Annotated in this window: 12 protein-coding genes; 9 read left to right on the plus strand and 3 right to left on the minus strand. The window is 62.8% G+C overall.

Annotated features, from left to right (window positions below; genetic code table 11):
• Positions 1 to 243: 243 nt before the first annotated feature.
• Positions 244 to 849 carry a 3-isopropylmalate dehydratase small subunit gene (gene leuD, locus E7681_RS01880; RefSeq protein WP_136337559.1) on the minus strand — a complete coding sequence of 202 codons (606 nt, stop codon included), beginning with the start codon at positions 847 to 849 and terminating at the stop codon, positions 244 to 246.
• A 12-nt stretch (positions 850 to 861) separates the two neighbouring features.
• A complete protein-coding gene (gene leuC / locus E7681_RS01885; protein WP_136337560.1) occupies positions 862 to 2,271 on the minus strand; it encodes a 3-isopropylmalate dehydratase large subunit in 1,410 nt (469 codons plus the stop codon).
• Between the two features lie 239 nt (positions 2,272 to 2,510).
• Between leuC and E7681_RS01895 the strand changes: the two genes are divergently transcribed.
• From E7681_RS01895 to E7681_RS01930, 8 genes are all read left to right on the plus strand, one after another.
• A complete protein-coding gene (locus E7681_RS01895; RefSeq protein WP_136337561.1) occupies positions 2,511 to 3,866 on the plus strand; it encodes a mechanosensitive ion channel family protein in 1,356 nt (451 codons plus the stop codon).
• Between the two features lie 141 nt (positions 3,867 to 4,007).
• The gene (gene rsfS, locus E7681_RS01900; RefSeq protein WP_136337562.1) at positions 4,008 to 4,373 is read left to right on the plus strand and encodes a ribosome silencing factor; all 366 of its coding nucleotides are present in this window, start codon (positions 4,008 to 4,010) and stop codon (positions 4,371 to 4,373) included.
• Positions 4,373 to 4,843: a 23S rRNA (pseudouridine(1915)-N(3))-methyltransferase RlmH gene (gene rlmH, locus E7681_RS01905; RefSeq protein ID WP_136337563.1), complete on the plus strand. Its 471-nt coding sequence runs from the start codon at positions 4,373 to 4,375 to the stop codon at positions 4,841 to 4,843. The genes rsfS and rlmH overlap by 1 nt, the downstream gene beginning before the upstream one ends.
• A gap of 83 nt (positions 4,844 to 4,926) precedes the next feature.
• Positions 4,927 to 6,447 carry a 2,3-bisphosphoglycerate-independent phosphoglycerate mutase gene (gpmI, locus tag E7681_RS01910; RefSeq protein ID WP_136337564.1) on the plus strand — a complete coding sequence of 507 codons (1,521 nt, stop codon included), beginning with the start codon at positions 4,927 to 4,929 and terminating at the stop codon, positions 6,445 to 6,447.
• On the plus strand, positions 6,444 to 7,580 hold the full coding sequence (locus tag E7681_RS01915; protein ID WP_136337565.1) for a murein hydrolase activator EnvC family protein: 1,137 nt from the start codon (positions 6,444 to 6,446) through the stop codon (positions 7,578 to 7,580). Before gpmI ends, E7681_RS01915 begins: the two co-directional genes overlap by 4 nt.
• 3 nt (positions 7,581 to 7,583) lie before the next feature.
• Positions 7,584 to 8,918, plus strand: a complete 1,335-nt coding sequence (locus E7681_RS01920) for a S41 family peptidase (RefSeq protein ID WP_136337566.1) — start codon at positions 7,584 to 7,586, stop codon at positions 8,916 to 8,918.
• Between the two features lie 171 nt (positions 8,919 to 9,089).
• Positions 9,090 to 9,662: a peroxidase-related enzyme gene (locus E7681_RS01925; RefSeq protein WP_136337567.1), complete on the plus strand. Its 573-nt coding sequence runs from the start codon at positions 9,090 to 9,092 to the stop codon at positions 9,660 to 9,662.
• A gap of 72 nt (positions 9,663 to 9,734) precedes the next feature.
• A complete protein-coding gene (locus tag E7681_RS01930; RefSeq protein ID WP_136337568.1) occupies positions 9,735 to 10,217 on the plus strand; it encodes an RNA pyrophosphohydrolase in 483 nt (160 codons plus the stop codon).
• Positions 10,218 to 10,302: 85 nt separating this feature from the next.
• On the opposite strand, the gene E7681_RS01935 is transcribed toward E7681_RS01930, so the two are convergent.
• A complete protein-coding gene (locus E7681_RS01935; protein ID WP_136337569.1) occupies positions 10,303 to 11,298 on the minus strand; it encodes an asparaginase in 996 nt (331 codons plus the stop codon).
• 187 nt (positions 11,299 to 11,485) lie between these two features.
• Between E7681_RS01935 and E7681_RS01940 the strand changes: the two genes are divergently transcribed.
• Positions 11,486 to 12,013, plus strand: a complete 528-nt coding sequence (locus E7681_RS01940; RefSeq protein WP_211089752.1) for an invasion associated locus B family protein — start codon at positions 11,486 to 11,488, stop codon at positions 12,011 to 12,013.
• Positions 12,014 to 12,057 lie beyond the last annotated feature (44 nt).

Here is a 12,057-nt window from a genome sequence, read left to right on the forward strand (position 1 = left end):
GCGAGTAAAAACGAAAGATTGGGGCAAATTCGTGGCAAATGTGGTGCGAGAATGCATCAAGCCTGACGACCCGAGCGACCAGAAATTGGCGAAATCGCAATATGTTGTGTGACACTCTTAACGTCACCACTAGGGCAACAGACACCACCGACACTCGAAAAGTGAAAAATTTAGTCACCCTTTGAGGTAGTAAAGCAAAAAGGCCGCCCGTTGGGGCGGCCTTCTGTGTTTCTGTTTGCTGGATCAGACCCAGGGACGCTCGGCGGCCATCTTCTTTTCGAAAGAGGCGATCGAGTCGGCCTTTTCCATGGTCAGGCCGATGTCATCCAGACCGTTCAGCAGGCAATGCTTCTTGAACGCATCCACTTCGAAGGGGATCACCTGACCGTCCGAGGTGGTGATTTCCTGCGCTTCCAGATCGACGGTGACGCGGGCGTTCTCGCCCTTTTCAGCGTCGGCCATCAGGACGTCGACCTGCTCTTGCGGCAGGACGATCGGCAGGATGCCGTTCTTGAAGCAGTTGTTGAAGAAAATGTCGGCGAACGAGGTCGAGATCACGCACTTGATGCCGAAATCCGCGATGGCCCAGGGCGCGTGTTCGCGCGACGAACCACAACCGAAGTTGTCGCCAGCGACCAGGATCTGGGCGTTGCGGTACTGCGGCTTGTTCAGCACGAAATCAGGCAGCTCGTTACCGTTGCGGTCATAGCGCATCTCGTCGAACAGGTTCACACCCAGACCCGAACGTTTGATCGTCTTCAGAAAGATCTTGGGGATGATCATATCGGTGTCGATGTTCACCAGCGGCATGGGCGCGGCGACGCCTTGCAGTTTTTCAAACTTTTCCATTTTGCTGGCTCCTTACATCAGTTCGCGAACGTCGGTCAGGTGACCGGTCAGGGCTGCGGCGGCGGCCATGGCCGGGCTGACCAGGTGGGTACGGCCCTTATAGCCCTGACGCCCCTCGAAGTTGCGGTTCGAGGTCGATGCGCAACGCTCGCCCTCGGACAACTGGTCGGGGTTCATCGCCAGGCACATCGAGCACCCTGCCAGACGCCATTCGAACCCGGCGTCAATGAAGATCTGGGCGATGCCCTCTTCCTCGGCCTGAGCGCGGACCAGACCCGAGCCGGGCACGACCATCGCCCGCATCCCGTCCTTGATCTTCTTGCCCTTCAGGATCTCGGCGGCGGCGCGCAGATCCTCGATCCGGCCGTTGGTGCACGAGCCGATGAACACGGTGTCGATCTGGATGTCGGTCAGTTTCTGACCGGCTTTCAGGCCCATGTACTCGATCGAGCGCTTGGCCGCTTCGACCTTGCCGCCCTTGAACGATTCAGGCGCGGGGACGACGGCGGAAATCGGCAGCACGTCCTCGGGCGAGGTGCCCCAGGTGACGACGGGTTCGATCTCTTCGCCTTTCAGGGTGACGACCTTGTCGAAATGCGCGCCTTCGTCGGTGAACAGGGTTTTCCAGTAGGCGACAGCGGCGTCGTACTGTTCGCCCTTGGGCGCGTGCGGACGGCCCTTGACGTAGTCAAAGGTCTTCTGGTCGGGCGCGATCAGGCCGGCGCGGGCGCCGCCTTCGATGGCCATGTTGCAAACGGTCATGCGGCCTTCCATCGACAGATCGCGGATCGCTTCGCCGCAATATTCGATGACATAGCCGGTGCCGCCCGCAGTGCCGGTTGCACCGATCACGGCCAGGGTGATGTCCTTGGCGGTCACGCCCGGCTTCAGCTTGCCGGTGATCTCGACCTTCATGTTCTTCGATTTCTTCTGGATCAGCGTCTGGGTGGCCAGAACGTGCTCGACCTCAGAGGTGCCGATGCCATGCGCCAGAGCGCCAAATGCGCCGTGGGTCGCGGTGTGGCTGTCGCCGCACACGACGGTCATGCCGGGCAGGGTCCAGCCCTGTTCCGGGCCGACGATGTGCACGATGCCCTGACGGACGTCGGACACCGGGTAGTAGTGCACGCCGAATTCCTTGGCGTTCTTGTCCAGCGCCTCGACCTGAATGCGCGATTCCTCGGTCATCTGGCTGGGGTCCTGACGGCCCGCGGTGGTGGGCACGTTGTGGTCCGGAACGGCGATGGTTTTCTCGGGCGAATGCACTTTGCGGCCGGCCATGCGCAGGCCTTCGAACGCCTGCGGGCTGGTCACTTCGTGCACCAGGTGGCGGTCGATATACAGAAGGCAGGTGCCGTCGTCGGCCTCGTGGGCGACGTGGGCATCCCAGATTTTGTCATAGAGTGTCTTCGGGGCGGTCATGGTCCTCTCCCGTGGATATGTGGGTAAATTCAGGGTGTGACAGGGATGGGCGCGCCTTATAGGCGGGCCAGTACAGTGTGCGATGCGCCGAAAAACCGCCAAGGCAGCCGCGCGCGATCATCCATGTCGAAAAACCGTGTCATGCAAGGGCAGATACTCTTTCGCATGGATTCTATCAAGAGGCACGATCACCCAGTCTACCCTTGCCCACAGAGTCTGGACCGTGCCACTCTGACGATATGGAGAAAACTGCCGAAACGCCGACCGAGACGACTTGGGATCTGATCCTGGACCTGCTGCTGCAGGCCGAGAAATTCGTTCTTGGCCTTCTGCGGCCCTGGAATGCCTATCAGGTTCTGATCGCTCTGGGTGTACTGATCCTTGCCCACTTGGCCGCAAAGGTGCTGGCGCCAAGGTTCCAGGCGTGGATGCGTACGCGCGATGGCTGGCCGATGTGGCGGATGCGGTTCCTGGTGCTGATCCACCGTCGAATGCGCCTGATCATGTTCGTGCTGCTGATCTGGCCCGTGATCTGGTTCATGCGGGACTGGACGTGGCCGTCGCGCTCCTACTTGCTGGGGATCATCGGGCAGCTGGCCGTGGCCTGGCTGGTCATCGCGATCGCGACCCGTCTGATCAACAACAACCTGCTGCGCATGCTGGTTCGCTATTCCGGTTGGGTCTGGGTGACGCTGTCGATCCTGAGCCTGACGGACGACGCCATCTCTTTGCTGGACAGCTTTGCCTTCAATATCGGGGAAACGAGGATTTCCCTGTGGCTGACGCTGCAAGCGGTCGCAATGCTGGCCGTCTTGATGGCGGGCGCGCGGTTCCTGTCCGGCTCGGCCTCGACCACGATCAAAAAGAATACCGATATCAGCCCCTCGATGCAGGTGCTGGCGATCAAGTTCCTGCAGGTGGTGCTGTACGGCGCCGCGTTCTTCATCGGCCTGCGCGCGGTCGGGGTGGACCTGACCGGCCTTGCGGTGCTGTCCGGTGCCATCGGTGTGGGCCTGGGCTTCGGCCTGCAAAAGGTCGTGTCCAACCTAGTCTCGGGCATCATCATCCTGCTGGACAAGTCGATCAAGCCGGGCGACGTCATCAGCCTGGGGGAAACCTTCGGCTGGATCCAGTCGCTGGGCGCGCGCTATGTCAGCGTCGTCACCCGTGACGGCAAGGAATACCTGATCCCGAACGAGGATCTGATCACCGGACAGGTGGTGAACTGGTCCCACTCGAACGACTTCGTGCGGCTCGACATCTTTTTCGGCACTGCGTATGAGGATGACCCCCACAAGGTCCGCGCCATCGCCATCGCCGCCGCCAACAGCGTGTCGCGCGTCCTCAGCTTCAAGCCACCGGTCTGCCATATCGTGGGGTTCGGCGACTCCAGCGTGGACTATATCCTGCGCTTTTGGATTCAGGATCCGACCGCCGGCCTGACCAATATCCGGGGCGACGTGTTCCTGGCGCTGTGGGACGCGTTCAAGGAAAACGGCATCTCGATCCCCTTCCCGCAGCGCGAGGTCAAAGTGCTGCCCGGCTCGGAATTACGCACCCGAAGCGACGAGGACACGGACAAAACGGCCTCTTGAACCATCCGTTGAGATTTTCCATATGCGGTGCTAGCCTGAAAATGTCCGGCACCGGGACTCTGTCGGTGCAAGAAACCCCAGGAGGACAATGTCCTGTCACTCAACTTCAGCGCGGCTCATGTCGCGGAAACGGGGGCTGTGATGGCCGCAACCCCCAAGAACGCAACCAGCGAAATCCTGCTGGAGGCAATCATCAACTCACTCGAAGACGACAAAGCCGAGGAAATCGTGCAGATCGACCTGCGCGGCAAATCCTCGATTGGCGACTACATGGTCGTCTGCTCTGGCCGCTCGTCGCGCCAGGTGGCTGCGATCGCCGAAAAGCTGGTGGACCGCCTGAAGCAGGACTACGGTCGCCATTGCCGCATCGAAGGCAAGGAAACCGGCGACTGGGTGCTGATCGACACGGGCGACGTGATCGTCCACGTGTTCCGCCCCGAAGTGCGTGAGTTCTACCAGATCGAGAAGATGTGGCTGCCCGCGGGCGCCATTGCCTCCGGGGTCTGATGCGCATCCATATCTGCTGCGTGGGTCGGCTGCGCTCGGGGCCCGAGCGTGCGCTGATCGACGACTACCTGACGCGGTTCGATCGGACGGGCCGCGCCTTGGGGCTGGGGCCCGCGCAAATCCATGAGGTCGAGGATAAGAAGGGGGGCGGCATGAGTGCCGAAGCCGCCCTGCTTGAACGCGCCCTGCCCAAAGGTGCCGTCATCTGTGCGATGGACGAACGCGGCACCGTGATGACCTCGCCCGAGTTTGCCGACAAACTGGCCACCTGGCGCGACGCCGGCCGAAGCGATCTGGCCTTTGTCATCGGCGGCGCGGACGGGATCGACCCCGCCCTGCGCGCGCAGGCCGATTTCAGCCTGTCCTTCGGCAAGATGGTCTGGCCCCACATGCTTGCCCGCGCGATGCTGACGGAACAGCTGTACCGCGCTGCCTCGATCTTGGCCGGCAGCCCCTATCACCGGGTCTGATTTTGCGACTGTGGCGGTTTGAGTGGTTCACCCCGCCGCGCGAACCCGCTAGAAGCAAGCCAAATTGACCGGAGCCGTAAGACATGACCACGCCCAAACCCGTTGTTCTGTGCATTCTGGATGGCTGGGGCCTGAGCGCCGACACCAAGGCCAACGCGCCCCTTCTGGCTAAGACGCCGACCTTTGACAAACTGATGGCCAGCTGCCCCAACAACACGCTGATCACGCATGGCCGCGATGTGGGTCTGCCGACCGGGCAGATGGGAAACTCCGAGGTGGGGCACACCAATATCGGCGCGGGCCGCGTGGTGGCGATGGACCTGGGCCAGATCGACTTGGCGATCGAGGAAGGCTCTTTCCAGAAGAACCCCGCTCTGCTGGCCTTTATCGACACGCTGAAACAAAACGGCGGGACGGCGCACCTGATGGGTCTGGTCTCGGACGGCGGGGTGCACGGGCACTTGGTCCACATCATCGCCGCGATCCGCGCGATTGCCGAGGCAGGGGTTCCCGTCGTGCTGCACGCCGTTACCGATGGCCGTGATGTGGCCCCGAAATCGGCCTTCACCTATTTCCGCGACCTTGAAGACGCGCTGCCCGCTGGTGCCACCATCGGCACCGTCACCGGCCGCTATTACGCGATGGACCGCGACAACCGTTGGGAACGCGTCAGCGAAGCCTACGAGGCGATGATCCACGGCAAGGGCAACAAATCCGTCAGCGCGCACAAGGCCGTCGATTCCTCCTATCAGCGCGAGGAAACCGACGAATTCATCGCCGCCACCGTGATCGGCGACTACAAGGGTGCCAAGGATGGCGACGGGTTCTTCTGCCTGAACTTCCGCGCCGACCGCGCCCGCGAGATCCTGCGCGCCGTGGCCGAGCCGGGGTTCGATGCCTTCGACGTGGGCGTGCGTCCCGAATGGGCCGCGCTGCTGGGGATGGTCGAGTATTCCGAGGGCCACAACGCCTATATGAAAACCGTTTTCCCGCCGCGCGACATCCGCAACACGCTGGGGGAATGGGTCTCGAAGCAGGGCAAGACGCAGTTTCACCTGGCCGAGACCGAGAAATACCCGCACGTGACCTTCTTCCTCAACGGCGGCAAGGAAGACCCCGAGGCTGGCGAAGATCGCTACATGGCTGCCTCGCCCAAGGTTGCCACCTATGACCTGCAGCCCGAGATGAGCGCCGGCGAAGTGACTGATGCCTTCGTCAAGGCAATCGAGCATGGCTATGACCTGATCGTGACCAACTACGCCAACCCCGACATGGTCGGCCATACCGGCGATCTGAAGGCCGCGATGAAGGCGTGTGAAGCCGTAGATCAGGGCCTGACCCGCGTTGTGGCTGCACTGGAAAAGGTGGGCGGCGCGATGATCGTCACCGCTGACCACGGCAACTGCGAAACGATGGTCGATCCCGTGACTGGCGGCCCGCACACCGCGCATACGACCAACCCGGTTCCGGTGATCCTGTTCGGCGGACCTGCCGGGGCCAAGCTGCGCTCGGGCGGGCGACTGGCCGATCTGGCGCCGACTCTGCTGCAGCTGATGAACCTGCCGCAACCCGAAGAAATGACCGGCAAGAGCCTGCTGGAATGATCCGACTGGCCGCACTTCTGGCGCTGTGCTTGTGGCCCCTGACGGTCTGGGCAGAAACCGACGACCCGGCCACGGCGGCCCGGGCGGCGGCCAAGGCGCTAGAGGAGGCGGCGATTTCCCTGTCCAAGGCGGATAGCGCGCGAGACCGGGTGAAGGCCCTGACCCAGACCCTGAAAGCCTACGAAGACGGGCTGGAGGCGATGCGCGACGGGCTGCGCCGTGTCTCGCTGCGCGAGGCGCGACTGACGCAGGATCTGCAAGCGCGCGAGGCCGAGGTGGCGCAATTGCTGGGCGTGTTGCAAAGCATCGCCGCCGCGCCCGCGCCCGTGGCAATGATCCACCCGCAAGGCCCGACCGGCACCGCCCGCGCCGGGATGTTGGTCGCGGATGTGACCCCCGCGCTGAACGCCAAGGCGCAAACCCTGCGCACCAAGCTGGAAGAGGTGCAGACCCTGCGCACCCTGCAGGAAAGCGCCGCGAATACCCTGCGCTCGGGTCTGGACGGGGTGCAAAAGGCGCGGGCCGAGCTGAGCCAGGCCCTGGCCGACCGCACCGACCTGCCCAAACGCTTTACCGAAGACCCGGTGAAAACGGCGATCCTGATCTCCTCGACCGAGACGCTGGAAGGGTTCGCCAGCGGCCTTTACGACATCACCGAGGATGAGGTCGCCGGCAGCCTGCCCGACATCAGCGACCGGATGGGCACCCTGCCGATGCCGGTACAGGGTCGGGTTCTGTTGCGCTCGGGCGAGACGGATGCCGCGGGCATCGCCCGTCCCGGCGTCGTTCTGGCCACGCGGCCGCGCGCGCTTGTGACCTCGCCCACGGCCGCAACTGTTCGTTATCTTGGCCCGCTTCTGGATTACGGCAACGTGATGATTCTGGAACCGCAGGCCGGTCTATTGTTCGTGCTGGCAGGTTTGGACGCGGTTTACGGGCAGGCAGGTCAGGTTCTGCCGGCGGGCAGTCCGGTCGGCCTGATGGGGGGGCAAGATGCCGGACCGGGCACAATTCTGTCACAAGCGGGCGATGGGGCTGGAACTCAGGCGTCGGAAACGCTCTATATAGAGGTCAGACAGGACAATCAGGCCGTCGATCCGGCGCTGTGGTTCAAAATGCAGAAGGATGAGTGATCCATGAAGAAGTTCGTCATGGCTGCGGTGAGCGGTACGCTGGCAGGTGTCCTGGTGACCACGCAGGTCGCCGGTCCGCTGCTGGCGCAGGAAAGCGCGCAGAAGACCAATGTCTATGAACAGCTGGACCTGTTCGGCGATATCTTCGAGCGCATTCGCGCCCAGTATGTCGAAGAAGTGGACGAAAAGAAGCTGATCGAGGCGGCCATCAACGGGATGCTGACCTCGCTTGACCCACACTCCAGCTACCTGCCGCCGCAGGACGCCGCCGATATGCGGATGCAGACGCGCGGTGAGTTCGGCGGGCTGGGGATCGAGGTCACTCAGGAAGAGGGCTTTATCAAGGTCGTCTCGCCGATGGACGGCACGCCGGCGCAGGCCGCTGGCATCGAATCGGGCGATTTCATCACCCATGTGAACGGCGAAAGCCTGCTGGGCCTGTCGCTGGACGAAGCGGTCGAGATGATGCGCGGCCCGGTCGGCAGCGAAATCATCCTGACCGTCGTGCGCGAAGGCAAGACCGAGCCGTTCGACGTCTCGATCATCCGCGACACCATCAAGCTGACCGCCGCACGCGTGCGCCGCGAGGGCGACTCGGTCGTCGCGCGGATCACCACCTTCAACGACCAGACCTATCCCAACGTCGAAGAAGGCCTGAAAAAGGCCATCGAGGAAGCGGGCGGCCTGGACAAGATCAACGGCGTCGTGCTGGACCTGCGCAACAACCCCGGCGGCCTGCTGACGCAAGCGATCCGCATCTCGGACGCGTTCCTGGAATCGGGCGAGATCGTCTCGACCCGCGGCCGCAACCCCGAGGACGGCGACCGCTACAACGCCACCCCCGGCGACCTGATCGAGGGCAAGCCCATCGTCGTGCTGATCAACGGCGGCTCGGCCTCGGCGTCGGAAATCGTCTCGGGCGCGCTGAAGGATCACCACCGCGCCATCGTCGTCGGCACCAAGAGCTTCGGCAAGGGCTCGGTCCAGACGGTGATGCCGCTGCGGGGCGACGGCGCGATGCGCCTGACCACGGCGCGGTACTACACACCCTCCGGGCGCTCGATCCAGAATCTGGGCGTGTCGCCGGATATCGTGGTGGAACAACCCCGCCGCCCGATGGCCGAGGAAGAGGACACCAAGACCAACGCTCGCCGCACCCGTTCCGAGGCGGATCTGCGTGGCACCCTGTCCAACGACAGCCTGACCGAAGACGAGATCAAGCAGATCGAGGAAGACCGCGCCAAGGCCGAAGAGGCCGCCAAACTGCGCGAGGAAGACTTCCAGCTGGCCTATGCGCTGGACCTGCTGAAGGGCCTGTCGGTGGCTGGTCGTCAGTAAGCCTGTTTGCTGATCTGAAACATAAGGGTCGCAGCCGGATTATCCGCTGCGGCCCTTTTCATTTGCCCGGAATACTGCGGCAAAAAATGTCAGGCATTTCCGCTTGCTGCCGTCATGAAGGCTCGCCATATTAAATGTCAGACATTTATCGCGACAGCGTAGGAGGAACCCATGTCCGACCACCCGATCAGCCGTTTCCCGGTGCCCGATGTCAACGATTTGCCCGATGATCTGAAGCAGATGATGCTGGGTGTTCAGGAAAAGGCCGGGTTCATTCCCAACGTGTTCCTGACGCTGGCCCACCGCCCGGACGAACTGCGCGCTTTCATCGCCTATCACGACGCGCTGATGGAAAAAGACAGCGGCCTGACCAAAGCCGACCGCGAAATGATCGTGGTCGTCACCTCGGCTGACAACAGCTGCCAGTATTGCGTGGTGGCGCATGGCGCGATCCTGCGTATCCGTGCCAAACACTCGACCATCGCGGATCAAGTCACCGCCAACTACCGCAAATCCGACATCACCCCGCGCCAAAAGGCGATGCTGGATTTCGCGATGAAGGTCTCGAACAACGCCAAATCGATCAACGACGCCGATTTCGAAACCCTGCGCGAGCACGGCTTCAGCGACGAGGATATCTGGGACATCGCCGGCGTCACTGCCTTCTTCGGGCTGTCGAACCGGATGGCGAATTTCACCTCGATGCGGCCGAATGACGAATTCTACATGATGGGCCGCAAATAAGCGCAGATTGGGATGTGGACCTTGCCGGGTCCGCATCCTAATGTCCCGGCGAACTCAACAGGGACCAGACCGATGACACCCGAGGAAATCGCCAAACTTCCCTATCGCCGCAATGTCGGCGTGATGCTGATGAACGCCGACGGGCATGTCTTTGTGGGCCAACGGCTGGATAACCCCGGCCCGGCTTGGCAGATGCCGCAAGGCGGGATCGACAAGGGCGAGGAACCCCGCGACGCTGCCCTGCGCGAGCTTGAGGAAGAAACCGGCGTGCCCGCGCATCTGGTTGAACTGGTCGCCGAAACCGACGGCTGGCTGCCCTACGATCTGCCGCACGATCTGGTGCCGCGCATCTGGAAAGGCCGCTATCGTGGGCAGGAGCAGAAATGGTACCTGCTGCGTTTTACCGGCGCGGACGCGGACGTGAATATCCAGACCTCGCACCCCGAGTTTTCGGAATGGCGCTGGCTGGCGCCGTCGGATCTGGTGGACAACATCGTCCCCTTCAAGCGCGAGGTTTATGAGCGCGTACTGAACGCGTTTGCGGATCACCTGTAAGCGGGAATGCCTGCGAGAAACTGAAGCGGCGCGCGGGTGGTATCCGCGCGCCGTTTGAGTATTTGAATCAGAAAGAAGCAGCAGGTCAGAGGAGACCGGCAGCGGGGCGCAGGATGCCAGTTTCCACGCCGCGGCGGTTGCGGATCGGGGTGTTCATGCGTTTGCGGGTCGCGGGATGGTCGAGGTCCAGCAGGCCGTATTTGACCAGGATTGCCGCGATTGCGCATTCCGAGCCACGCGTGGTGCCGTCTGCGACCTTGAGCGCGATGCCCCAGCCCTTTTCCGGGACGATGGCGATGAAGAACGCCTCGGCCCCGGTTTTCAAGGCGACGCGGCCGTCCATGGCGCGCATCAGCTCGGTGCAGGCGCGGCCTTCGCCAGCGACCAGTTCGGGGTAGGCGGTCATGGCGTCGCGCAGGCGGGCGGCGGCGCTGGCACGGGTGCCCTGCCCCTCGCTTGCCGTGGCGAAGAAGGCCATTGCGCGGGCCATGCCGTAGAGCGAGGTCGCGAAGTTGGGGGCCGAGCAGCCGTCAATGCCGAAGCCAGGGCTGGTTTCACCGGTCAGATCCTCGAACGCTTCGAGCACGGCTTTTTGCACGGGATGCTCGGGGCGGACATATTCCGGGTCGCCGCCGATATGTTTGTTCAGCGTCAGGAAGCCCGAATGCTTGCCCGAGCAGTTGTTATGGTACTGACAGGGCGAGCTGTCCGAGCACAGCAGCGATTTATGCGCGACCGGATCATCGGGCATCTGCGGGCCACAGCGGAAATCGTCATCGCCCATACCCAGATGTGACAGCCAGGCCTGAACCCGGTCGGTATGGATCGCGGCACCGTTATGCGAGGCGCAGGCCAAGGCCAGATGCTCGGTCTTCAGGCCGAAAGCGTCGGCGGCGCCGGACTCGATCAGCGGCAGGGCTTGCAGCATTTTCGAGGAACTGCGCGGCAGCACGATCGCGGCGGGATCGCCCCAGGCCTGCACGATCTGACCGCTGCCATCCACGATCACCGCGTGCCCCATATGGACGCTTTCCAGGAACGGTCCACGCCAGATTTCAGCCAGTGGGACGGGGTTTGTCATGATCGGTGCCTCTTCAACTCTGTGTCAGCGCTGTGCGAAATTCCGCCAATGGCTCTTTCGTCCGTGGCGCAAATTGGGCTATTGTTGCATTGTCGAGACGAAAATGACGCGCCGGTCAAGAAAGTCCATAACAGAAGCGGCACGTCGATCAGGATTTGAGGCAAGCTACAGCTTGGAGGCTGGGAATATGGGATCACCTTTTGTGCGCGGCATGGCCGGAGCCCTGATGGCGCTGGCAGCGACGGGTGTCTGGGCGCAGAGTGCCAGCGACAATCAGGTCGCCGCGAAAACCGACTGGAGCGTCTTCGAAGACAAGGACCCCAAGGAATGCTGGGCCGTGTCCGCTCCGAAGGAAACGGTCAACACCAAGGACGGCCGCGTCGTGGCTGTTCGCCGTGGCGACATCCTGCTGATGGCGTTTTTCCGCCCCGCAGCTGGCGTGAAAGGCCAACTGACCTTTACCGGCGGCTATCCGTTCGCCAAGGGCGTTCCGGTGACGCTGGAGGTGGGCGGCGCATCGTTCGACCTGTTCAGCGAGGGCGAATGGGCGTGGCCGGCATCGGCCTCGGACGACGCCAAGATCATCGCCGCCATGAAGCGCGGCAGCGAGGCCGTCCTGACCGCCCGGTCCGCACGCGGCACGCAAACCAAGGACAAGTTCAGCCTGCTGGGTTTCACCGCGGCACTGGACGAGGCCGAGAAACGCTGCAACTGACGCGACCGCTCGCGCAGATGTGACGGCCCCTTTGGGGGCCGTTT

The organism is Thalassobius vesicularis (assembly GCF_004799325.1).
GTDB classification, from domain to species: domain Bacteria; phylum Pseudomonadota; class Alphaproteobacteria; order Rhodobacterales; family Rhodobacteraceae; genus Thalassobius; species Thalassobius vesicularis.

Bases quoted from the DNA above. Each gene is read 5' to 3' on its own strand.
- E7681_RS01920 (WP_136337566.1), top strand. From the start codon at position 7,584: ATGAAGAAGTTCGTCATGGCTGCGGTGAGCGGTACGCTGGCAGGTGTC.
- E7681_RS01915 (WP_136337565.1), top strand. From the start codon at position 6,444: ATGATCCGACTGGCCGCACTTCTGGCGCTGTGCTTGTGGCCCCTGACG.
- E7681_RS01940 (WP_211089752.1), top strand. From the start codon at position 11,486: ATGGGATCACCTTTTGTGCGCGGCATGGCCGGAGCCCTGATGGCGCTG.
- leuC (WP_136337560.1), bottom strand. From the start codon at position 2,271: ATGACCGCCCCGAAGACACTCTATGACAAAATCTGGGATGCCCACGTC.
- leuD (WP_136337559.1), bottom strand. From the start codon at position 849: ATGGAAAAGTTTGAAAAACTGCAAGGCGTCGCCGCGCCCATGCCGCTG.
- rlmH (WP_136337563.1), top strand. From the start codon at position 4,373: ATGCGCATCCATATCTGCTGCGTGGGTCGGCTGCGCTCGGGGCCCGAG.
- gpmI (WP_136337564.1), top strand. From the start codon at position 4,927: ATGACCACGCCCAAACCCGTTGTTCTGTGCATTCTGGATGGCTGGGGC.
- E7681_RS01930 (WP_136337568.1), top strand. From the start codon at position 9,735: ATGACACCCGAGGAAATCGCCAAACTTCCCTATCGCCGCAATGTCGGC.
- rsfS (WP_136337562.1), top strand. From the start codon at position 4,008: ATGGCCGCAACCCCCAAGAACGCAACCAGCGAAATCCTGCTGGAGGCA.
- E7681_RS01895 (WP_136337561.1), top strand. From the start codon at position 2,511: ATGGAGAAAACTGCCGAAACGCCGACCGAGACGACTTGGGATCTGATC.
- E7681_RS01935 (WP_136337569.1), bottom strand. From the start codon at position 11,298: ATGACAAACCCCGTCCCACTGGCTGAAATCTGGCGTGGACCGTTCCTG.
- E7681_RS01925 (WP_136337567.1), top strand. From the start codon at position 9,090: ATGTCCGACCACCCGATCAGCCGTTTCCCGGTGCCCGATGTCAACGAT.